Below are 22,387 nucleotides of genomic sequence, written 5' to 3' on the forward strand. Positions count from 1 at the left end.
ACAGAAAATTTAGGGGGTGACAGGTTAAAACATTTCTTAGATAGAACTCATATTTTTTTAATTTCCTTTTTTGATTCTAGCGGCTAGGCCTTGTTTGCCTTCTGGATATGATGCATACAATACACATTTACAGCTATCCCATCTACCGCCTGCATCAGTAGGCTTGCATTCATAGTAAAAGCTTCTTCCTTTTTCAGCATTGTTGTAATCAACAGACTCTTGTAGAATTTGCGTTTTGTCTTGTTTGGATAATTGAACCGATTCTTCTTTTGCTGTTTTGTCGAGCATCGAGTTATAAAGCTGTGACTTGCCAGAGAATAACACATTGTTAATACAACTGCTTTGTTTGGTTGCAGGGACTTGCTTTTCTGCCACATAGCTTTCTGTATTCGCGAATTGTTTATAAAAGGATTCCTTTAAATCTCCTTTGCAAATGTTCTTTGACTTAATTTTGTCAGGGGAATAATGCCAGTTTCCCTCCACTGATAGAGCCCAAATTTCTTCGCTAGTCGGTGGATTTTCTTTTATGCAATCGGGCTTTTCTTTTTTTTCGACAACTAAGACTTCATCTGATTTGCCGCAACCACCGCATGGATTACAGCAGGCGCAGGTTTTTAATTTCTCTTCTTGAAACTGTAATTTCTTTTTTTCAAATTCTAGCTTTTCTTTTTCTAGTGCTAGCCGCTCTTTTTCAAGAGAAGCGCAGCTAGATGTAAAAAGAATCGCGGATAATAGTAATATGCTCTTTAATTTTGTATTCATGGTTTCCTCTTAAAAAAAATAATATTGTCAATGTAATATGATTATGCAATGTAAAAATTGATTAACCACGAAGGGCACAGAGAACACGAAGGGTTATCCTATCTTCGCGCTCTTCGTGGTTTAAAAATCTTATTTCGAATCTGAAAAGTCAAGAAATATATTCCTCGAATTATTGAGCTAATATTAGCAATTCCTTAAACATTAACTCAATATCCTGATACTCCATGCATTTAAAATGTTTTTCGGGACAGACTTTGCCGCCATGAATTCCGCATGGACGACAGGGAAGGTCATTTACTTCGGAGAAAAAATATTTATCGGCTAATGTAGAGTAACCAAAGTCAGGGATGGTTGCACCATAGATCATAACTGTAGGGATATTGTGTGCCGATGCAAAATGAATAGGAGAAGAATCGTTGGATACAATTGCTTTTGCTCGACTGATTACATAGGAAAGCTCAACTAAATCTGTCTTTCCTGCCAGATTAAAAATTCTTTCCGGGTCGGATTGTGTCTTTTTTACATTGTCTGGAAGTCTTCTGTCTATTATATTTTCACAAAGAATTTGGTCTTTGCTCGAGCCGATTAGAACGATAGAGTAATTGGTATTATGCGTTATGAGATTGAAGAGTTGTTTGAATTTTTCTGTGGGCATTCTCTTTGTTTCCCAAATAGAAGAAGGAGCAATGATTATAAAGTTTTTGTTTAAATTGTGCAATTGCAATAGGTCACGAATTTTTAGAATTCTTTCTTCGGGAAAGAAAAGCTCTGGACGTTTTCGTTTAGTGGTAAATTCCTCTGTGGAATTGTTGATAAGAGAAAAAAGTTTGTCTACTTCGTGTTTGCCGCGAGTGGGACGGGAAATTTTCGTTGTGTGTAGAAAGGAAAATCCTGCTTCTGCATAACCAATTCTTTCTTTTGAGCCGGAAAAATAAGCTATTAAGCTCGAACGGTGTGAAAAATGAGGACAGATACATAGATCAAATTTTTCCTGTCTCAGACTTTGAATAAATTGAGAAAAGTAAAAGATAGACTTTTTTACTTTAGCTTTGTCAAAGGGAATAACGCTTGTTATATTCTTATTTCCGGCTAAAATGTCTTCTGTGCCTTTGTTGACTATGAGATGAATCTCTGCTCCTTTGTATTTTTCTTTTACTTCTCTAAAAAAGGAAGTAGTTAGAATGAGATCGCCTAAAAAAGCAGTTTGAATAATCAGTATTTTCATGTTCTTTCCAATATAGTTGCGAAATTATTTGTAGCAAGACCACCTATAGAATGAGCTAAACCGATTGACCTATTTTGTAAACGCATAAAGCGAATTAGCTCTACGATTTGAGCAAGACCTGAGGCTCCGATTGGATGACCTCTTGATTTTAAGCCACCCGATGGATTGATCGGCAAATCTCCCGTAATCGCGGATACTCCGTCTTTGACTGCGTTGAGTGCATGACCTTTCGGGAATAATCCTGCATCTTCCGCCCCGATGATTTCGAAGGTGGTAAATGCATCGTGTAACTCTGCGATCTGAATGTCAGATGGTTTTAAATGAGCCATTTCGTAGGCTTTTTTATAAGCTGCCAGTGAGGATGGGAAACTAGTTCCTAGGTTTACTGTTTTAAATTCTCCTAGTCCATGCCCGATTCCTCGAATTTGGATGTCTGATTTTGCTTCAGCGGATAATACGAGACTTGCGCTTCCATCGGATAATGGCGATATATCGTAAAGTCCAAGTGGTTCAGAAAAAATGGGAGCTTGCTTGTAGTCTTCTTCGGTAATCTTCTTTTTGATATGTGCGTTTGGATTTTCGAAACCATTGTCGTGCAATTTCTTCGCAATATAAAATAAATCTTCTCGTCTGTAATTATAGTCTTGCAGATAACGCGTAGTAATCAAAGCCGCACCTTGTGCCATTGACATAGAGAAATTTCTCATTCTGTCGGACAATACAGAGCCTAAGACTAAGTTGCTTTCTTCTCTACTTAACTTACTCATAATCTCCGTTCCTACAATGAGTGCATTCTTAAACATACCACTGGCTAACATAGAGTAAGCCACATGCAGGGCAGAGGCACCACTCGAAGAAGCAGTTTCTGTTCGAATCGCAAATACAGATTTTAGACCGAGTGAGTCTGCTAGCTTTGCGGCTAGATGAAACTCGTTTGTATAGCGTTCTGGTGTAAAAGAGGTAAATAGGAGTAAGTCAATTCTGTCTTTTTCAAACTGAGAAAGAGAAATTTCTGCCGTTTGCCTAGAAAGCTGCAAAACAGAAAGCTCATGCTTTCCGAATTTACTGAGATTAGGACAATGAATATAGATAGGTTTCATAAGCTTATTCTTCTTTAATGATTTATATGGGGATTTAAAATCAAATTATTTAAAATAATTCCAAATTTATAAAATAAAAAAATTGAACTGTGCACTGTAAAATTTATTTTATCTTAACGGGAATTTGAGGCAAGGGTTTTTTGTGGTTTGTAATAAATCTTTTCTGTTCAACTTTTCGGTAGTATAATTGAATCAAATAAATAAAGAAGCAAGGAGTAGAAAGTATGAAAGGAAATGCAGAGGTATTAGAAGTATTAGGGGAGATTTTAGCGGCTGAACTAACAGCGATTAACCAATATTTCATTCATGCAAAGATGAATAAAAACAAAGGCTATGTAAAACTCGCAAAGTATTTACAAACAGAGTCGATTGGAGAAATGAAACATGCGGACGCTGTAATTGAGCGAATTTTATTTTTCGATGGAGTTCCAGATTTACAACGTTATATGAAAGTAATGGTAGGATCTACCATCGAAGAAATGCTAGCGCATGACTTGCAATTGGAATTTTCAGCCGTTGAACGTCTCAATCGTGGAATAGAAATTGCTACTCGTGCGAAAGACAATGGCTCTCGTGAGTTAATGGAGAAAATTTTGGTTTCGGAAGAAGAGCATATCGACTGGATTGAAGCACAACAAACCATCATTTCTGAGGTTGGCGTTGCTAATTACCTAGCACAACAAATCGAAGGCGAATAACAAAGAATTACCGCTCACCACCGGGGATGCCGATGACTTGAATTCGGTCATCTTCGGTTTCAAAAATTCTTAATTCACCAATTAATACAGACTGCCAACGCTCGAACTGATTGTAAAACACTTGCACATTTAATCCGCTGTCACCGGCTAATTTTAAAATCTTAATAATGGGAATGATCGCAGCCGAGTTCATATACTCTGCTTTTGTAAAATCTAAAATCAATCTTTTAAAAGTTGTTTGAATAATTTTAAAGTTTTCATTTAGAATTGGATCTAAGAATTGTGCAGGATTTCGAGAAGTCGATTCTCCTATCCAGAAAATTTTGATTTGATCTTCGTGCTCTTCTACTTGAATTAATAATTTATTTTCTGTAAAGGTTTGAATTTTATTCATAGCTTTTTCTAACTCAGTATTCAAAAAAAGAAACTCTTTTTTTTATTCATTGTGTTTTGCTCGGATTACTAATGCATTCATTGGAGTCAAGTTATGGAAAACTAAGAAGAGGATTAACCACGAAGAGCGCAGAGAACATGAAGGAAAAACTAGGAATTTGTTTAAACTCTTCGTGTTCTTCGCGCCCTTCGCGGTGAAAATTATTAATCGCACAGCATTGAATCACGCCATCAAAGATATGCAAGATTCTCGTACCCACCTTGCAAAAATAGGATGACAACAAATAATATAAGATCATACTTGAACTATGATAGTGGTAGATTCTAGTTTTTTAATCAACTCTTCTCCTTTAGTGAAAACTTATACTTTAGATGAGTTCTTCGCTCTTCCTGAGCCAAAAGATTATTCCAAAATGGAATTGATAAATGGAGTTTTGTATATGAGTCCTATGCCTGATTGGCGACATTCAATTATTATAGAGAAATTACATTCTCTGCTAAGAGATTATATCAAGAGTGAAAGTATTAGAGGGAAATTATATACTCCTCGCGCCGGTATTCAAAGGACCAAAACTACCTGGTTAGAGCCTGATTTGTTTTACCTTTCTAAAGAATCTCTCGTTCGTTTTGAAAAAGAAATTCCTACAACTGCTGACTTAGTCATTGAAGTTTTAAGTCTCTCAACCTTTGAATACGATAAAACCACAAAGGCTGACACATACGAAGCGTTAGGCGTGAGAGAATTATGGCTAGTTGACGCTGATACAAAACAAATCGAAGTCCGCGAAAATCGAAACGCAAATACAAAATGGGATCGCATCGTCGTCTACGAAGAAGGTGATTTCCTCGAATCCAAAGTGATCGAAGGATTGCGTTTTTGTATTGATGAGATTGTGGGGAAGTAGGGGGATTTTTGGACAGGATTAACAAGATTTACAGGATTTCGGAGTAGGGAAACTAACGGTCTGAATCAGGATTTGCAGGATTATTGGATTAACAAGATTTGTAATTAGAAAATATTTTTCTACTCGTTCATCCTCTTAATCCTGAAATCCTTTAATCCTACTTACTTTTCCACTGGACAAAACATCATTTCATAGAGTAACTGTATAACTAGCTATGACACCACAACCTATACTTAAAAAAATCCAAGAAGCGAAAGACAAGCAGTTGAAGCAATTGAGCCTAAGAGAATCAAAACTTACGGAAATTCCAGTAGAAGTCTTTGAACTGGAACAGTTGGAAGAGTTGGATTTAACTGATAACAAAATCAAAATTATACCTGAAGAAATACGGAAGTTGAAGAACTTAAAGCGGATTGATGTGGACAAAAATCCACTAGAAACGATACAAGACATTTCAGGACTTTGTATTGATTTCGAGCAATATAAAAAGTTCAAACCTATTCTCACAAAAGAAAATATATTTGGATTAGTAATCGAGAATCAAAAAGACTTTCCAGAAGAAGTTACTGAATTATCGGCATTATCTTTACTGGAAATTAAAAAAATGGAGGGAGCATCTGAACAAATTCTAAATTTTAAGATTTTAACAACTCTAGGATTGTATGAATGTAATCTTGTAGAAATTCCGGAGCATATAAGCAAACTGGAAAAACTTACTTCTTTATCTTTGAGTGGCAACCAGATAAAAGAAATTCCGGAGCATATAATCAAACTGGAAAATCTTACTTCTTTATATTTGAGTAGCAACCAGATAAAAGAAATTCCAGAGCATATAATCAAACTGGAAAATCTTACTTTTTTATATTTGAGTAGCAACCAGATAAAAGAAATTCCGGAGCATATAAGCAAACTGGAAAAACTTACTTCTTTATATTTGAGAAGGAACCAGATAAAAGAAATTCCGGAGCATATAAGCAAACTGGAAAATCTTACTTCTTTAGATTTGAGTAGGAACCAGATAAAAGAAATTCCGGAGCATATAAGCAAACTGGAAAATCTTACTTCTTTATATTTGAGTAGCAACCAGATAAAAGAAATTCCGGAGCATATAAGCAAACTGGAAAATCTTACTTCTTTAGATTTGAATAGCAACCAGATAAAAGAAATCAAGGAGCATATAAGCAAACTGGAAAATCTTACTTCTTTAGATTTGAGTAGCAACCAGATAAAAGAAATTCCGGAGCATATTAGCAAACTGGAAAATCTTACTTCTTTAGATTTGAGTAGCACAGATAAAAGAGCTATAAGCAATGGAAATCTCTTCTTTAGATTTGAGTAGCACCAGATAAAAGAATCGGAGCATATAAGCAAACTGGAAAATCTTACTTCTTTATCTTTGAGTGGCAACCAGATAAAAGAAATTCCGGAGCATATTAGCAAACTGGAAAATCTTACTTCTTTATATTTGAGTAGCAACCAGATAAAAGAAATTCCAGAGCATATAATCAAACTGGAAAATCTTACTTCTTTATATTTGAGTAGCAACCAGATAAAAGAAATTCCGGAGCATATTAGCAAACTACAAAATCTTACTTCTTTATATTTGAGTAGCAACCAGATAAAAGAAATTCCGGAGCATATTAGCAAACTACAAAATCTTACTTCTTTATATTTGAGTAGCAACCAGATAAAAGAAATTCCGGAGCATATAATCAAACTGGAAAATCTTACTTCTTTATATTTGAGAAGGAACCAGATAAAAGAAATTCCAGAGCATATTACCTCTCTTATAAATCTTACTTTTTTAAATTTGAGTCGCACCCAGATAAAAGAAATTCCATCGCATATTACCTCTCTTATAAATCTTACTTCTTTAAATTTGAGTGGCACCCAGATAAAAGAAATTCCATCGCATATTACCTCTCTTATAAATCTTACTTCTTTAAATTTGAGTCGCAACCAGATAAAAGAGATTCCATTGCATATTAGCACTCTTATAAATCTTACTTCTTTAAATTTGGTGGCACCCAGATAAGAATTCCATCCATTACCTCTCTTATAAATCTACTCTTTAAATTTGAGTGCACCAGAAAAGAGATTCCATCGCTATTACCTCTCTTATAAATCTTACTTCTTTAAATTTGAGTGGCACCCAGATAAAAGAGATTCCATCGCATATTACCTCTCTTATAAATCTTACTTCTTTAAATTTGAGTCGCACCCAGATAAAAGAAATTCCATCGCATATCAGCATGCTTATAAATCTTACTTCTTTATATTTGAGTGGCACCCAGATAAAAGAAATTCCATCGCATATTACCTCTCTTATAAATCTTACTTCTTTAAATTTGAGTGACACCCAGATAAAAGAAATTCCGGAGCATATTAGCAAACTGGAAAATCTTACTTCTTTATATTTGAGTAGCAACCAGATAAAAGAAATTCCGGAGCATATAATCAAACTGGAAAATCTTACTTTTTTATATTTGAGTGAAAACCCCATTATATTCCCGCTTAATGTAATTTGTGATCGAGGCATTGATTCAATTCGTTCTTTTTTTGAAGAATATAATAAAGGGAAAAAAGTTTTTTATGAAGGTAAGGTTATTTTAATTGGAAATGGAAGGGTTGGCAAGACCTGTCTCACAAAAAGAATAATGAATAAAGGTTTCAATCCGGAAGAAATTACTACTCATGAAACAGAAATACACTCTTACGACAATGGACTACTACATATTTAATGGACACGATTTTAGGCAATCCGCTTCTCATATTGTATTCTAAAATTGACTGGGCTTGTAAAGCCTAAAGTCGAATGAAATCTTTTTCGATTGTAAAAAATTTCAATGTATCTAAATAAATCTGTTTTCGCTTCCTGCTTAGTTTCATATTTCATATGATTTACTTTTTCTACTTTTAGAGTCTTGAAGAAACTTTCGGCTACTGCATTATCCCAGCAGTCTCCCTTTCGACTCATACTTTGACGCATTTTATTTTTTTCTAATAAACTTCTAAATTCATTACTTGTATATTGCACTCCTCTATCTGAATGAAAAATACAATCCTTCTCTGGCTTACGAGTATTAACCGCATTTTCAAATGTCTTAATAAGAAGAGGGTGTTTCCATATTATCATCGAAATTCCAACCGATTATTTCTCGGTTAAAAAGATCAATGATTACACAAAGATACATCCAAGTATTGCCTACGAATATGTAGGTAATATCGGATACCCACGCTTGATTTGGTTTCTCGACTTGAAAATTTCTTCCAAAAGGTTTGGCGAAATTCTATTCTCATGATTCGAATCTGTCGTTGATGGTTTAAATCCAGCCTTTATTTTACTGCTTATTTTCGCTACCTTCATAAGTCTAGATACTACACGAACATCGCACTTTATTCCTTTTTCAAATAGACCTTGCTGAATTCTTTCTGCTCCATAAGTTTCTTTAGACTCTGCATGAATTTGCACGATCCAAGAAATTAAAAAACGATGATACTGTTTTCTTTTACTCTCTTGCCTATTTAACCAACTATAAAAACCGCTTCTTGAGACTTCTAAAGCTTCGCACATTTTTACCACATCAAAACTCTCTATTTTCTTTATGAAAAAAAACTTATTTATTTTGTTGAGGGTCTCTCGTAAAAATGCCTATTGACTTTTTAAAATTAAATTCTCTCTTCTAATCTTTGAATGAGTTTATCTTTCTCTTTCGTTCCTTTTCATAGTCCCTTTCTTGGGCTTTTCTTTTGGTTTATTTACAGCTTCATTCATATGTTTCTCAATCCAACTTTTGCATATGGCATTCTTATGTCTCTCTTTTTATTTTCTCATTTGCAATGTAAAGTCTTACTGACTCTAATTTAAATTCTTTTGTATATACTCTCAACTTGGTCTCCTTTTGGAAACCTAAAATCGTGTCCACTTTTTGTGCAGTAGTCGACAAAATATTAATTAGAGATGAGAATAATGAAGAGCATCCTTTAATTCTTAATTTTTGGGATATGGGCGGTCAAAAGCTATACCATGCTACCCATCGTTTCTTTTTTTCAGAAAAGGCATTGTATCTTTTAGTATGGGATAAAGTCACGTCTGAAAAAGCAAAAAACAATCCAGAGAATGGAATTGACTTTCTATATGATTATTGGTTGGATATGGCTCATAATCTTGGTAAGGCTAGTCCAGTTATCATGGTTCAAAGTCAAGTAGAAAAACCAGAACAAATAATTTACCCGGACGATTTGAATCAATTGAAAGAAGAATACAATGTACTGGATTCTCTTCACCTTGGTGCACAAACTCCTTTTCGATTAGATCGAGTAGAGAGTGCTATTAAGGAAGCATTTCGTGAGAATGAAAAATTAAGCAACAGCGTTAAGATTTGTTTGCCAGAATCATGGTTTTATTTAAAAAAAGAATTACAAGCTTTTGCAAAAAGCGGTATACATTACATTAGTTTAGAAAAATTTATTGAGCACTGCAAACGTAATAAAATTTCTGAATCTGCTCACGGCACTTTGCTCAAATATTTACATGATATTGGTTCTGTTCTTTACTTTGGAGATTTAGAACAACTAAAGGATATGGTAATTATTAATCCGCTCTGGATTATAAATATAGTCTATAAAATTTTAGATAGGGAACTTGAATGGCGAAAAGGACAATTTGATAAAGCATATATTCGAGAAAAACTCAAACCAAAAGAAAAAGAAGACCTAGATCTTTCTGATAAAGAAATTGACAAATTTTTAGAAATGCTTATCAAATTTGAAGTATGCTTTAAAGAACCCGGAAGTGAAGATAAATATATTGCGAGTCAGTTCTTAACAAAAGAAAGGATAATAGGTTTAGATCAGCTATGGAAAGAGAAGAGTCTTCTCTTTCTAAAGTATCCAAAATATATAAATGAGAATATTATGATTCGATTGATTTCTCGATTTGGTGAAAAAGCAGATTTGAAGAACTATTGGAACAATGGAATTCTATTTACTTCACATCATTCACAGTCACTCATTGAAGCATTTCATAATTTAAAAGAAATCCAAATTAGTTTTACGGAAAATCATTCTGAGCTATTTCATGAAGTAGTGAAATCGTTAAGAGAGGTTCATAGAAATATTGGAGTAAACTTATATATCCGTTGTCTTTGCTCCAAGTGCCAAACCAGTAATGAACCCAATCAATTTTTGTATGAACAGTTGATAGAGGAATTAGATAGAGGGAAACAAATTCAATGTCCCAAAAGTCATGAGCTTGTAAACAGAAGCAATTATTCTATTTACCTTCCAATTAAAAAGGAAGATATTGTATCTGATAAAGATATTTCTATACAAAGTCAGATACATAAAGAGATATACGAAGAAACTAAATTAGTTACCAAGGAAAAGAAACCAAATAAGAAATCTAAAAGCAAAAAGAAAATATTATTTATCAGTTTTCAATCTATAGAAACAAAAAAAATAAATGCTGAGGATGAATGCAACTTTATTAAGAATTTATTGAATACTAAGCCTTCCTTCACTTTGATAGATGAACTATCCACACCAAAAGATAAGCTTGCAATATTTTTAAAAAAATATCAGCCTGATATTTTGCATATCACATCTCATTCAGATTCAGAAAAGGGACTGCTTGCGACGGATAAATTGAAGAAAGAAGTTGAAATCCCTCCAGAAAAATTAGCCAGAATAATAAATGATACGAATAAATTAAACAAGCATACGATGGAATTAGTAATTTTGAATGCATGTAACTCCGCAGAACATGCAAAAATATTGTCACGGGCTGAAACAATCAATTGCGCTATTGGAATAAATAATTTTATCCTAGATGGAGATGCTATTAAATTTACAGAACTATTTTATGAAAGTTTTATTATTGAAAATAATTCATTTGAAGTTGCATTAGAAATGGGAAATATTGAGATAGAATCGGAAGAGAATAAGCGATATATATTATATAATAAGGAGAATAACAAATGATATGCAGCGATCCACTTGTAAATTTATTTAAAGGGTATGGCTATTGCCTTATCAATATGCCAAATAATCGTATCAATTTGATGGACTTATATATTGAGAATGGAAAAAAATTAGAACCATACGGAAACTTAGAAGGAGTTTTTGAAACTAGTAAAAGATTTGCTTATCCAGAATCGGATAAATCTTACAGCACAATGGATAAAATTGAACTTATTAGTTCAGGATTAGTTGATATTGAAATTGGATTAAAACCATTCTCCAATTTTATTTAAGCATTCGGAGGTTTAATAAATGCTGATTTAGGTGTTGCATTTTCAAATGTAAAAAAAGTTAAGTTCGAATTGAATCATTGCAAAACAAAAGAACTACCCTATTCAGATATACAAAATTATATCTATTCAACTCACCCATTAAAGAAAACAGCATCCGAAAAAGATTTAAAAGACGAAAAGATTTATGTTGTATATTCGCTATTACAAAGTAACTCATTTTACTTTTCTGCTTATGATGAAAATGAACAAGAAATAGAACTGAACATTAAAGTAGAAGGACTTCTTGAAAACGAAAATGAAGTAAAGCATAGTGCTAACCATAAAAAGAGAATGCTTTATACTGGAAAAAAATATTTAACTTTTGGAGTTGCATTAGCTAATATCTTATATAGTAAAAAAGAAGATAAATTTTGTTTAGAAAAAGAGGATAATAAAGTTATTGTTCGAGGGAAAGAAAAAATACAATTACGCCATTACGAAATGGAAGATGCTTTTGTAGATTTATAAACGTTATGAGTTATAATAGCTTTGCCTAGCACCGGGTAATATCATTGTAACCCTACATAAAAATTTCACGAAATTATAAAACTCTACCAAAACGGCGAGGAAGTAAACACGTAAGATTGAGAAGGCGATGTTACGCAACCTTCTCGCAAATTATATTTCTATTTGACAGGAAATTTCATTAGGATAAGATTAAAAGCATTGAGGAGAAAATAATGCAAATCACAATAGAACTACCCGATAGTTTTTTAAGTTATGATAAGAATACGCTTGGTGGAGAAATCAGGCTAAGTATCGCATTATTTTATTTTAAGCACAGAAAGATTTCTGTTGGCAAAGCTTCTAGTATTGCCGGAATCAGCATCTATCAATTTTTGGAAGAATGTAAGAAGAATGAAATCCCTGCCTTTGACCTTTCAGAAGAAGACAGGCAAGAAGAATTAACAAACTTACGTAAGGCATTAATTTGATTCTAATTGCGGATAGCTCTGCGTTAATCACACTTGCCATCTGTGACTCTTTGGAATGCTTGGAAAAACTATTTGGTGAAGTAAAAGTTCCACAAGCTGTATATGAAGAAGTAACCCATGATGCAAAGCCAGAAGCCAAGAAATTGCGCGGATTCCTTATAGGGAAAGTAATTCCTGTAGATAAAAAAGATTTTCCAATTGAAATGGAATTTTTGGGTAGTGGAGAAATCGAAGCCATGATTCTATATGAAAAGCTAAATGCAGATTGGTTGTTAATCGATGACGAGCGTGCCAAAAGAAAAGCCAAATCCAAAAGCATCAATACAATTGGAAGCATGGGCGTATTAGTCATCGCAAAAGAAAAAAAGATAATTAATGAAATCAAACCCCTAATTGAAAAAATTAAAAATTCAAATATATATTTATCCAATGAATTGATTCAAAGGATTTTAATTAGTGTAGGAGAAACTGTATGACAATTTGTAAAGACCCATTGGTTGAATTTCTAAAAGACTTTGGATATTGCCTTGTAAAATATCCTAAAAGTGATTTACAACAGGATTAAAAATCCGAAAACCAATCTAATCTGAGTATATGTCATAATCATTCTTCCAAATCTCCCCTTTACTTTCCCAAAACTAGCAACTTCGCGCCCGGATGTTTATGCTGAGCAGCGTCGAAGCATGGTTAATTCTTTCTCCCTATTTAAAAAATCTTTTCCCAGTGTTTCAAAATCCATTCTTAAACGCTCAAAGTCTTCTAGTTAAACACTCAAAATCTTTTCGTAAACTTTACCAACGCGCCGTTAAACGCTCAAAGTCTATGAGCAAAGGCTAAGAAAGTTTCGGCAAACACGGGATTCGTGTCTGTAATTTATTTGAATTTAGGATGACATTTTCTCTATTTCTGTTTTCCTTCTATTAGTAAAAAATCTTACTTTTCTTCTAGGATTGCAATCATAGAATGGTCTAAACGTTATAAAAGAGGAGATTAATAATGCCACAAGTTACATCACTTGCACCAGATTTTACAGCAGAGGCTGTTGTCGGTTCGGAATTTAAAAATTTAAAATTATCAGATTACAGAGGAAAATGGGTAGTGCTTTTCTTTTACCCACTTGATTTCACATTTGTATGCCCAACAGAAATTGTAGAGTATGATGCAAAGCTAGACGAATTCAAAAAAATAGGCGCTGAGGTAATCGGTGTTTCTATCGACAGTAAATTTTCTCATCTTGCTTGGAAACAAAAAGCTAGAAAAGAAGGTGGAATCGGTGACATCAAATACCCATTAGTCGCTGACATCACAAAACAAATTTCAAGAGACTTCGGAGTATTAATTGATTCCGGTGACGATGCAGGTGTTGCTTTAAGAGGAACATTCATCATTGATCCAAAAGGAATTATCCGTCAAGCTACTGTAAATGATCTTCCTGTTGGAAGAAATATCGACGAAGCAATTCGTTTAGTAAAAGCATTTCAGTTCAACGAAAAGCACGGCGAAGTTTGCCCGGCTAACTGGACTGAAGGTGGAAAAACAATGTCGCCTGACGTTGTAAAATCAAAAGAATACTTTTCAGCAGTAAATAAATAAGTTTTAAGAAATCAATTTCTGCCACAGAGGCACAGAGACACGGAGTTAAATTATTTTTGTTTGATTCATGAACATTGATACTTCATATTGATTCATGTAGAAAGCTAATTAAATAAGCCCTCTGTGACTCAGTGTCTCTGTGGCAATCAATTACTCGTATTATACTAGGAGATAACTATGACAACAACGGAATTAGTGGATAACGACAAATACTACCAGGCGGATAATTTTCCGAAGGGTTTGACTCGTAAGGTTGTCGAGTCTATCTCGCATATTAAAAATGAACCCGGATGGCTAACAGAGTTTCGCCTCCAGGCTTTTGAAGTTTATGAACAAAAGCCAATGCCTACCTGGGGATTCTTTCCTGATTTTCATGTAAACATTGACTCTTATACACATTATGTAGGAAGCAATCAAAAAAAGAAAAAGTCCTGGGACGATGTAGATCCCGAAGTAATGCGAAGCTTCGAGAAGCTTGGGATTCCCGAGCATGAAAGAAAGTATCTGGCTGGAATCGAAGCCATGAACGACTCTGAAACCGTTTATGCAAACGTTAAAAAAGAATTAACTGATCTTGGAATTATATTTTGTGATATAGATACGGCTATTAAAGAGTATCCGGATATTGTAAGAAAGTATCTTGGAACGATAGTCACCATAGGCGATAATAAATTTTCTGCCCTCAATTCCTGTGTGTTTAGTGGGGGCTCATTTGCGTATTGTCCGAAAGGGGTTAAGACTCCTATGCCGCTACAGGCTTATTTTAAAGTAACTGCTGCGAGTAGTGGACAATATGAAAGAACTCTTCTCATTGCTGACGAAGGAGCAGAGATTGAATACAGTGAAGGCTGTAGCTCTGTGCAAGACAAAGGAACCAATTTTCACACAGCAGTCGTAGAGTTAATCGCTCACAAGCATGCAAAGATAAATTATACAACTATCCAGAATTGGAAGAAGAATATGTACAACTGGACAGTGAAGAGAGGTTTATGCCACGAATCCGCTCATATTACCTGGACAGATTGTAATATTGGAGCGAATACTATTAAGTATCCGGGGATTGTTCTAAAAGGCGATCATTCAACTGGAAGTGTTCTCTCCCTTGCTTTTGCCGGTCATGGACAAGTGCAGGATACAGGAGCACGTATTATTCATATTGGAAAAAATACTCGTAGCAATGTTTTAGCAAAAGGTGTATCGCTTGACGGTGGGGTAAATTCCTATCGTGGTTTAGTCAAATTTGAGCCTTCTTCTAAAGATGCATTTAGTCATATCAAATGCGACGGACTCATGATGGACGATCATTCCTCTTCTCATGCTTATCCCTATAATGATATCAGTGGAGAGCATGGCTCTTTGAACTATGAAGCGACTGTTTCTAAGATTGACGAAGACCAACTTTTTTATCTCCAATCCCGCGGATTAAGTGAAGACGATGCAAAGCTTCTAATTGTAAACGGATTTTGTGAAAGTATCGTAAAAGAGTTAAACGTAGAGTATTCGGTCGAGATGACAAGACTCATTCGAATGATTTTAGAAGATGGCAAAGTAATTGCCGAAGCGCCTAAGGTTGAGAAATTGACAAAGTGAAAACAATACTTAAAGGTCTGACCCTTTCTCAGCTAGAAGATTTTTTTGCAAATCTAGGTGAGCCAAAATTCAGAGCCAAACAATTATTTCAAGGCATTTATCGAGATAGGCTTTCTTCTTTTGAAGAATTTTCCACTCTCTCCAAGTCTTTAATCGCAAAGCTCAACGAAGTCGCAGAGCTGCCTAGTTTAAAAGTAGGTCGTCATTTAACTTCCAAAGATGGAACTCATAAAATGACTTTCAAAGTAGAGGAAGACAAAGAAGTCGAAGCAGTGTGGATTCCTTCGGGGGATGATGGACGTAAGACGATTTGTATTTCTTCTCAGATTGGTTGCACTCTTGCCTGTAAATTTTGCGCCACTGGACTTTTAGATTTTAAAGGCAATCTAAAGACCTGGCAGATTATAGACCAAGTCATGCAAGTGGAGAAGTTAGTAGGGGACCGAGCAACCAATATTGTCTTTATGGGAATGGGTGAGCCTATGCACAATTATTTTTCTGTAATGAATGCTGCCCATATGCTTCATCACCCTGATGCCTTTAACATTGGCTCAAACGAATTACTATTTCTACTGCGGGTGTCATTACCGGTATAGACCGATTTGTCGCTAATCATGAACCTTTTAATTTTGCTATCTCTCTTAATCATCCAAATCCAGAAACACGAAAGACCATTATGGGGATAGATGAGAAGTATCCGCTAGAAAAACTTCTTACTGCAGCGCGTAATTTTACAAAGACACTAAATCGAAAAATTACATTTGAGTATGTGATGATTCCTAATATTAATATGGGAAAAGAGAATGCTCGTAGGCTAGTAAAGATTGCCCGCTCTGTGAATTGCAAAATTAATTTAATTCCACTCAATACTGAATTCAATGGTTGGTCTAGACCAAGCGAAGAAGAAGTAGAGCATTTTAAAGAACTCATCAAGCCCGCGGGAGTTCCAATTATGAATCGTCGCTCCCCAGGTAAGGATATTCATGGGGCTTGTGGCATGTTGTCTCTACGAGGTTAAAGAATGAATTGTTTCTAGGACGTTGATGTTTACCGTCTTGATGATTTCATTTTGATTTTCGAAAGAGGCTACTTTCCATTTGATACCTGTGTTGCTTGAATAAAAACTTCTTCCGCTTAATTCTTTGTTGTTGAAGAGTCTTCCAATTCCAGACGCACGCACTATATTCAAAGAATAATTCCTTGAATACTCAGAAAACAAATCTAAGTCTTTTAGATATTCAGCAGGCTCTGTATCTGTATTGTAAATGGAAGAGGAGTTAAGTAGTAGTTCTACTTTCTCTTCCTGGATATGAGATAGGTAGGCTTCATTTTTACTTTCATTTCCGATTAAAATTGCAAAGCGAACACCGCCCAAAATAAAGATAGATTCACTTTCTCCAGCGGTTACAGGCAAATCACCTGTTTTTTCTGGGATTCTTGCATCATACCAATCAATGACATTGATGTCTTGAATGATAGGGCAGGATTCGTAGATTTTGCCATTAACCTCGCGAAGCACTGTGCCACCGATAATGACCCCTTTGTAATACTCCGAAATTTCTAGGAGCTTGTCCACATAAATCTTATGATTGTGTAAGGTGCTCTTTTCGCTGACTTTCGCAAGTGTGGGAAAGAAACGAGGAAGAATTAAAAAATCAGATTTCTGCGAAATCAACTTTTGTTTTTGATCTCTCGATACGTCGGTGTTAATATTCTTTTGGAATACAGTAATCTTAATTATATTCATTTTACTCTCTTTTCTTTGCTAATTTTAATACATAAACGATTGAATTTGGAACATCATAAGTCGCCCATTTCTTTGGGTGCTTCTGCTTTTTTGGTTGAATCCATTAAACTGTTGATGCTTAGATCCTCACCGGATAAATCTTTGCCAAAAGAAGCTAACATCTCTTCAGGGGTTAATTCTATTAGTCCCCCATACAAGTCACCACCTTCGGCTAACCTGGAAGCAAAGGCATAGGAATAACAGTATGCTTCCATAATACATTGCTTCACTTGTTTCTTATGAAGACGTTTTTTAGATTCAATGGAATCAAACGCAATGATTTCTTCCATATTTCCAACAATCTCAGAAGGTCCTTTCATATCTTCAATCAGCATATTAAAGGAGTCATATGATTTTTCGATATAATCCTTGATCGTAACTCGAACATTGCGTGATTGCTGACTTCTCTTTTGTTCAAGCCCTGTTGTTTTCTTCGAAGCTTCAATGTAATTGGTTCCCGGGTTGGCTTTGTGCATTGCTTGCTCTTTGAATACATCTACATAGATTTTAAACTGCTCCATGCAAGGTCTAGTCAATTCGTATACGTTCAGAAGTCTCTGTTTGTTGTCTACTTTTGTTCCGTTTACGTTTGATGGTTTTACATTGATTTTCTTTGTAGTCAATACAAACGAGTATTCATAGTCAAATTCTTTAAAGAATAGATAGGTCAAAAGTGCTTTGTCGGTGTCTGGAACTTCTAAAAGCTCATTTCGTTGGTCATACTTTCTTCGAAGCTGTTCGATAGAAACCTCACCCATTAACTTTCTACCATAAGCAAGTTCTTGATTATCTGCTTTGGTTGCATCCGAGTCTTCTTTTTTCTCTTCTAATTTTGGTTCTTCCTCTGGTTTATCTCCGCCGGCTTCTAATGGAAGATTTTCGCCTGCCTTTCTTTTACCTGGTTTTTCACTTTCGAGGATGTTAAGAAGATTTTCCATGTAAAGAGAAACCATTGGAATGTTTTTATTTTCATTTCGGATAATGATGTAATAGAGTTTTTCAAACATCTTATCGAATACAACTGAGATTTCGCTAGAAATCTTTTTCTTCTTGGTTGCATAGATAATAGCTGGTTTGTTTTCTAATCTTTGTAAAACTTCATAAGCTGTAAGCACAGCCTTTCTATAAGTTGCCTGGTAAGGATATAAGTAGTAAAGTTTTTTGAAAATCGAATAGACTGGTCTAGAAACTCTTGTAATAGGAACAGGAATATCTGGATTTGAAGAATAATCCATAAACAAATCATTGATTTCATTTGTATCATAGATTCTATGCGCTCTACCAATCAATTCTACGTAAATTGGGGAAATGCGATCCAACTCGCGGGTAATCTTAGGACCTAGTTGAGGATTGCCTAAAATATCGCTTCCTGCAATTTTGAACTCCAAGAGGGCTTGCTGAAATTCAACGCGCAACTCGGACATGAACTTTGGAAGTAGGTCTTTGTTTCCAAAAGTAGTTACGTTATTTGCCCAACATTTGAATTTGATGATAAGTCTGTTTGTGAAATTGCTCATTTCTGCATCCATTGCTCCCATTTGAGCTTTGGTAATGCTTACTTCTGTTCCATCATCATCGTCATCACCCCCACCAATGCCTCTATACATTCCTGGAGATACCTTCTTTTCGCTGCCTGAGCCTGAAGAGGAGGATTTAGATTTCTCATCTTTACCACCAAGGGCTTTCATTTTTTGTGTGTTACGAGGTTGTTGCTGTGGTTTGTCTTCTTTTTCGCGGACAACTTTCCCACCAGCAGATTTAAATTTATTCAACATATCGTTGCGTTCATTTTCAGCCATGCCGCCAACGCCGATTGCTTTTTTAGTTTTATCAAATTCAGCCATTCTGGTTTAATCAATCCTCAATAAAATAATTCCGAGTCTTCTCGGTTCTACTAATATACTCTTCGGCAACCTGTTATGAGACAGAAAAAGGAAAAACGAGAGCGTAGCTTATTAGAATATTTATTTCATAATTAAAATCAATCTATTTTTATCAAAAAATTTCCAATTCCAAACTCTGGATTAGTCGTATTCTGTCTCATTAGATTGCGTTATTTTTTATGCTAACGCAATTTTTACAATCTCTCCGATGGAATAGATGAGGGTTTATAATTCATGTCAGATTCTAGTCAAGCAAAAAAAAATCTAAATCAAATTTCAGTCGGTGAATTTTGGACAGCCAAACAAAGACAAGCGCATCCAATCCATTATGCAGTTAGTTATCGAGCAGCCTTTAAGCCGGAATTACCTTCCTTCTTCATCCAGGAATATCTGGGAAAGAAAAAAAGGGTGGTTCTAGACCCATTTGGGGGACGTGGCACAACTGCAATCCAAGCCAATCTAGACGGTCACTACGCCATTCACAATGATATAAACCCGCTTTCTCTTTTTCTTGCCAAATCAAGACAGGTAATTCCAAGTCTAGCTGAGATAAGTGAAAAACTTGCTTCTCTGGATTTGAGTAAAAAAGCAGAAGACTCGAAAATGGATGAAGACCTTTCTCCTTTTTTTCATAAAGATACTCTAAAAGAAATTAAAAATCTCAGACTGCAAGCAAAGAAAGATTCCTCTCACACGATGAATTATATCATGTTAACCGCTCTCTCTCGTTTGCATGGACACTCGAAAGGATTTTTTTCTGTCTATACCTTTCCCCAATTTTCTATCTCTCCGGAGTCACAGCGGAGAAATAATAGTAAACGCAAACAGATACCTGATTATAGAGATATAAAATCTAGAATTCTTTCCAAAGCAAAACGGGATTTAAGTAAAGGCATTCCTCCTTTCTATCATGAATTTTCGAAAAAGAATCTCTATACAAATCATAGCTCTGAGAAAATGACAGGCATTGAAACATCTACTGTTGACTTTGTAGTTACCTCTCCTCCTTTCTTAGATAAAGTAAACTATGTAGAAGACAATTGGATGAAATGCTGGTTCATGGATATTGGCTCTGAACTAACAGAAGAAATTTCCATGCTTCATTCCTTAGATGGTTGGACAAAATTCATCAAGGCATCTCTTAAAGAATGCTCGCGGGTAATGAAGAAAAACGCTCATCTTGTTATGGAAGTAGGCGATGTCCTTTCGGGGAAAACACTCATTAACCTCGACGATGTAGTCATTCACGCCTCCACCGGCACAGGTCTTTCCTGGGAAAAAACTTATATCAATACCCAAAAATTTACAAAGCTTTCCAATTGCTGGAATGTTTCCAATAACGAAAAAGGAACAAACTCAAACCGTTGTGTAGTGTTTAGGAATTTGAAGTAGAGGGTAATGGGCGTTATTTGTAAATTAGAAGATCACCACCGATGACTTACACTGTCTTTCTAAACGTATACGTATAAGAAATAATTTCTCCTGTGGCAGTGGGAAGATGAACTATTGCGGATGACGCATTGCGCTTGACCACAGGTTTGAATTCTTTTCTTTGATTTCAAAACGTAAGGCATGGCGGTAAATATGAAATAGCCTAACAGTCGCAGAAAATCTTTTTCTGTGAAGGAGTTGCTTTTCACTTCCCTTGTCTTTGTAAGAGGAGGGCATGCTCCGAATACAATTAGTTCCATTTCGCTGGTAGAAGATTAAATCACCAATACGTCCGCTGATTTCTTTAGAAAGAATACTTTTTAATTTTGCCATAATAGGCTCCTTTGTGCGACTATATAGTATTAGCCGCAGATTAAGTTTTAATAGAATAATATCGTTTAGTCCTTGCATGCATTATTATTTTAAAAACGCTATTCAAAGACATGTATATATTCTCGTTCTAGAAGGTTTCTTTGTCAACAGAGTAGAAAAATATTTTTCCAATAATTACGTAGTTCAGCAGATAATTCTACGATAAGTTAACGATTTATGAATCTTATTGTGAAGGAAAGCATCAAAGATAGTATCAAATATAGTCATAAAAATGTAAGACTATCTTTGGCACTATTCTTAAGAGTATCTTTGATACTATCATTGGTATATACGCATTAACCGTTTTGTTATACGTAATGGTATTTGTGAGTAAAGATTGGTAATAAACACAATGGGATGAAAAGGAAGAAAAATGGTATTTTTCGATTGTGGATGTTATTGCTATACTCACCAATCAAGCTGATTTTCAATTGGAAAGAAATTATTGGAAGGTTCTAAAAAGTAGACTTTTGAAGGAAGGAAATGAATCGGTTACAAATTGTAACCGGTTGAAATTAGTTGCTGAAAACGGTAAGATTAGGGAACTCTTTATTTTACTACTTGACTTTGAATACACATTGAATCATAGTATGCGTATGAAACGTACAAATCTTGTGTTAGATGAGAATATACTAGAACAGACTTTACGTCTTTCTCAAAAGAAAACCTACACAGAAGCAGTTACGATTGCAATGAAAGAATTTATTCGTGTAAACGAGTTTTCTAAAATATTTGAGTTTCAAGGAAATGGAATTTGGTCTGGTGATCTTTCTGAAATGAGAAAAGATGTTAAAGTAGTAAAAAGTAAAAATAAAAAGAAGTCAAAGTAAACTTTCGAAGAGGCAATTGCCATTTACCGCCAAGCCCGTAAAAAGGGGATTACGATCCGCTCTTCAGTGGATTGCCTCATTGCGGCTATCGCTATTAAAAACCACGCAACCATTATACATAAAGACAGAGACTATTCTGAAATTTGTAAATTTACAGCTTTGAAAGAAAAAAATATACAATCTATCCTCTAATAGTAAAGAATACAACAAATGCCCACTGCGACTTTACGAAAATTACGGAAGGCTTCTTTATTGGTTGTGGTGCGGATAGTGTTTGTTTGTCTCTATTTAATATACACAGTAATTAATACAAATTTCCTTTTATTATACAGAGTTTGAATTTCTCCATTAAAGGTTTCAGTTGGAACTTCGTCTTCTGTAACTTCTGTCCATCCGTCGAGAGTCTTTCTATGTAACTTTCCATCTTGCGAGATATGAACCGTTCCGATTGGGAATTTATTTTATCGGTAAAGGGGAGGGGGGTTGGGAAGGTAACATAAAAATTTTTAACCACGAAGGGCACGAAGATCACGAAGGGATCTAGTAATTGAATTCAGTTTTTTCTTGGGTGTTTCTTACCCTTCGCGGTTA

General features: G+C 35.0%; 24 protein-coding genes and 2 pseudogenes. 16 read left to right on the forward strand and 10 right to left on the reverse strand.

Going from position 1 to position 22,387, the window contains the following annotated elements; genetic code table 11:
* Window positions 1-57: 57 nt before the first annotated feature.
* The 3 genes from IPH52_22850 to IPH52_22860 form a co-directional block, all read right to left on the reverse strand.
* Window positions 58-762: a hypothetical protein gene (locus tag IPH52_22850; GenBank protein ID MBK7057838.1), complete on the reverse strand. Its 705-nt coding sequence runs from the start codon at window positions 760-762 to the stop codon at window positions 58-60.
* 169 nt (window positions 763-931) lie between these two features.
* On the reverse strand, window positions 932-1,987 hold the full coding sequence (gene waaF, locus IPH52_22855; protein ID MBK7057839.1) for a lipopolysaccharide heptosyltransferase II: 1,056 nt from the start codon (window positions 1,985-1,987) through the stop codon (window positions 932-934).
* Complete coding sequence (locus tag IPH52_22860; GenBank protein MBK7057840.1) at window positions 1,984-3,087, reverse strand: thiolase family protein; 1,104 nt, start codon at window positions 3,085-3,087, stop codon at window positions 1,984-1,986. Before IPH52_22860 ends, waaF begins: the two co-directional genes overlap by 4 nt.
* Before the next feature lie 224 nt (window positions 3,088-3,311).
* On the opposite strand from IPH52_22860, the gene bfr reads away from it, so the two are divergent.
* Window positions 3,312-3,785, forward strand: coding sequence for a bacterioferritin (gene bfr, locus IPH52_22865; GenBank protein ID MBK7057841.1), 474 nt, complete (start codon window positions 3,312-3,314; stop codon window positions 3,783-3,785).
* Between the two features lie 7 nt (window positions 3,786-3,792).
* Here the strand turns inward: bfr and IPH52_22870 are convergent, their stop codons facing one another.
* Window positions 3,793-4,179: a hypothetical protein gene (locus tag IPH52_22870; protein MBK7057842.1), complete on the reverse strand. Its 387-nt coding sequence runs from the start codon at window positions 4,177-4,179 to the stop codon at window positions 3,793-3,795.
* 307 nt (window positions 4,180-4,486) lie between these two features.
* Between IPH52_22870 and IPH52_22875 the strand changes: the two genes are divergently transcribed.
* The 4 genes from IPH52_22875 to IPH52_22890 all read left to right on the forward strand — a co-directional run bounded on the left by IPH52_22875 (window position 4,487) and on the right by IPH52_22890 (window position 7,824).
* Entirely contained in the window at window positions 4,487-5,083 is a 597-nt protein-coding gene (locus IPH52_22875) for a Uma2 family endonuclease (protein MBK7057843.1), read from the forward strand.
* Between the two features lie 214 nt (window positions 5,084-5,297).
* On the forward strand, window positions 5,298-6,422 hold the full coding sequence (locus IPH52_22880) for a leucine-rich repeat domain-containing protein (GenBank protein ID MBK7057844.1): 1,125 nt from the start codon (window positions 5,298-5,300) through the stop codon (window positions 6,420-6,422).
* 57 nt (window positions 6,423-6,479) lie between these two features.
* Window positions 6,480-7,118: a leucine-rich repeat domain-containing protein gene (locus IPH52_22885; GenBank protein ID MBK7057845.1), complete on the forward strand. Its 639-nt coding sequence runs from the start codon at window positions 6,480-6,482 to the stop codon at window positions 7,116-7,118.
* A 46-nt stretch (window positions 7,119-7,164) separates the two neighbouring features.
* Window positions 7,165-7,824, forward strand: a complete 660-nt coding sequence (locus tag IPH52_22890) for a leucine-rich repeat domain-containing protein (GenBank protein ID MBK7057846.1) — start codon at window positions 7,165-7,167, stop codon at window positions 7,822-7,824.
* An 11-nt stretch (window positions 7,825-7,835) separates the two neighbouring features.
* On the opposite strand, the gene IPH52_22895 is transcribed toward IPH52_22890, so the two are convergent.
* From IPH52_22895 to IPH52_22905, 3 genes are read right to left on the reverse strand one after another with little or no spacing between them, the layout of a single operon-like run.
* Entirely contained in the window at window positions 7,836-8,219 is a 384-nt protein-coding gene (locus IPH52_22895; protein MBK7057847.1) for a DDE-type integrase/transposase/recombinase, read from the reverse strand.
* Complete coding sequence (locus tag IPH52_22900) at window positions 8,188-8,307, reverse strand: hypothetical protein (protein ID MBK7057848.1); 120 nt, start codon at window positions 8,305-8,307, stop codon at window positions 8,188-8,190. The genes IPH52_22895 and IPH52_22900 overlap by 32 nt, the downstream gene beginning before the upstream one ends.
* On the reverse strand, window positions 8,289-8,657 hold the full coding sequence (locus tag IPH52_22905; GenBank protein ID MBK7057849.1) for an IS3 family transposase: 369 nt from the start codon (window positions 8,655-8,657) through the stop codon (window positions 8,289-8,291). Before IPH52_22905 ends, IPH52_22900 begins: the two co-directional genes overlap by 19 nt.
* A gap of 344 nt (window positions 8,658-9,001) precedes the next feature.
* Here IPH52_22905 and IPH52_22910 point away from each other — a divergent pair, with 344 nt between their 5' ends.
* The 8 genes and pseudogenes from IPH52_22910 (at window position 9,002) to rlmN (ending at window position 16,512) form a co-directional block, all read left to right on the forward strand.
* On the forward strand, window positions 9,002-11,065 hold the full coding sequence (locus IPH52_22910) for a hypothetical protein (protein ID MBK7057850.1): 2,064 nt from the start codon (window positions 9,002-9,004) through the stop codon (window positions 11,063-11,065).
* Window positions 11,062-11,337, forward strand: coding sequence for a hypothetical protein (locus IPH52_22915; GenBank protein MBK7057851.1), 276 nt, complete (start codon window positions 11,062-11,064; stop codon window positions 11,335-11,337). The genes IPH52_22910 and IPH52_22915 overlap by 4 nt, the downstream gene beginning before the upstream one ends.
* Window positions 11,338-11,406: 69 nt before the next feature.
* A complete protein-coding gene (locus IPH52_22920; GenBank protein ID MBK7057852.1) occupies window positions 11,407-11,844 on the forward strand; it encodes a hypothetical protein in 438 nt (145 codons plus the stop codon).
* A 212-nt stretch (window positions 11,845-12,056) separates the two neighbouring features.
* Window positions 12,057-12,311 (forward strand): UPF0175 family protein, encoded by a 255-nt coding sequence (locus tag IPH52_22925; protein MBK7057853.1) that lies wholly within the window; start codon window positions 12,057-12,059, stop codon window positions 12,309-12,311.
* A complete protein-coding gene (locus tag IPH52_22930; protein ID MBK7057854.1) occupies window positions 12,308-12,787 on the forward strand; it encodes a DUF3368 domain-containing protein in 480 nt (159 codons plus the stop codon). The genes IPH52_22925 and IPH52_22930 overlap by 4 nt, the downstream gene beginning before the upstream one ends.
* 520 nt (window positions 12,788-13,307) lie before the next feature.
* Entirely contained in the window at window positions 13,308-13,904 is a 597-nt protein-coding gene (locus tag IPH52_22935) for a peroxiredoxin (protein MBK7057855.1), read from the forward strand.
* Window positions 13,905-14,081: 177 nt separating this feature from the next.
* A complete protein-coding gene (gene sufB, locus IPH52_22940) occupies window positions 14,082-15,494 on the forward strand; it encodes a Fe-S cluster assembly protein SufB (GenBank protein MBK7057856.1) in 1,413 nt (470 codons plus the stop codon).
* Window positions 15,482-16,512, forward strand: a pseudogene (gene rlmN, locus IPH52_22945) (23S rRNA (adenine(2503)-C(2))-methyltransferase RlmN). The gene sufB and the pseudogene rlmN overlap by 13 nt, the downstream one beginning before the upstream one ends.
* Here the strand turns inward: rlmN and IPH52_22950 are convergent.
* Both IPH52_22950 and IPH52_22955 read right to left on the reverse strand, forming a co-directional pair.
* Window positions 16,501-17,241 (reverse strand): amidohydrolase, encoded by a 741-nt coding sequence (locus tag IPH52_22950; protein MBK7057857.1) that lies wholly within the window; start codon window positions 17,239-17,241, stop codon window positions 16,501-16,503. The pseudogene rlmN and the gene IPH52_22950 overlap by 12 nt on opposite strands.
* Before the next feature lie 53 nt (window positions 17,242-17,294).
* The gene (locus IPH52_22955) at window positions 17,295-19,124 is read right to left on the reverse strand and encodes a hypothetical protein (GenBank protein ID MBK7057858.1); all 1,830 of its coding nucleotides are present in this window, start codon (window positions 19,122-19,124) and stop codon (window positions 17,295-17,297) included.
* Between the two features lie 273 nt (window positions 19,125-19,397).
* Here IPH52_22955 and IPH52_22960 point away from each other — a divergent pair, with 273 nt between their 5' ends.
* Window positions 19,398-20,555: a site-specific DNA-methyltransferase gene (locus IPH52_22960; protein MBK7057859.1), complete on the forward strand. Its 1,158-nt coding sequence runs from the start codon at window positions 19,398-19,400 to the stop codon at window positions 20,553-20,555.
* A gap of 111 nt (window positions 20,556-20,666) precedes the next feature.
* Here the strand turns inward: IPH52_22960 and IPH52_22965 are convergent, their stop codons facing one another.
* Window positions 20,667-20,927 (reverse strand): hypothetical protein, encoded by a 261-nt coding sequence (locus IPH52_22965; protein MBK7057860.1) that lies wholly within the window; start codon window positions 20,925-20,927, stop codon window positions 20,667-20,669.
* A gap of 386 nt (window positions 20,928-21,313) precedes the next feature.
* Between IPH52_22965 and IPH52_22970 the strand changes: the two are divergent.
* Both IPH52_22970 and IPH52_22975 read left to right on the forward strand, forming a co-directional pair.
* Window positions 21,314-21,508, forward strand: a pseudogene (locus IPH52_22970) (hypothetical protein).
* 303 nt (window positions 21,509-21,811) lie between these two features.
* Window positions 21,812-21,988 carry a hypothetical protein gene (locus tag IPH52_22975; protein MBK7057861.1) on the forward strand — a complete coding sequence of 59 codons (177 nt, stop codon included), beginning with the start codon at window positions 21,812-21,814 and terminating at the stop codon, window positions 21,986-21,988.
* Window positions 21,989-22,387: the final 399 nt, after the last annotated feature.

Source organism: Leptospiraceae bacterium, assembly GCA_016708435.1.
In the GTDB taxonomy this organism is placed as follows: domain Bacteria; phylum Spirochaetota; class Leptospiria; order Leptospirales; family Leptospiraceae; genus UBA2033.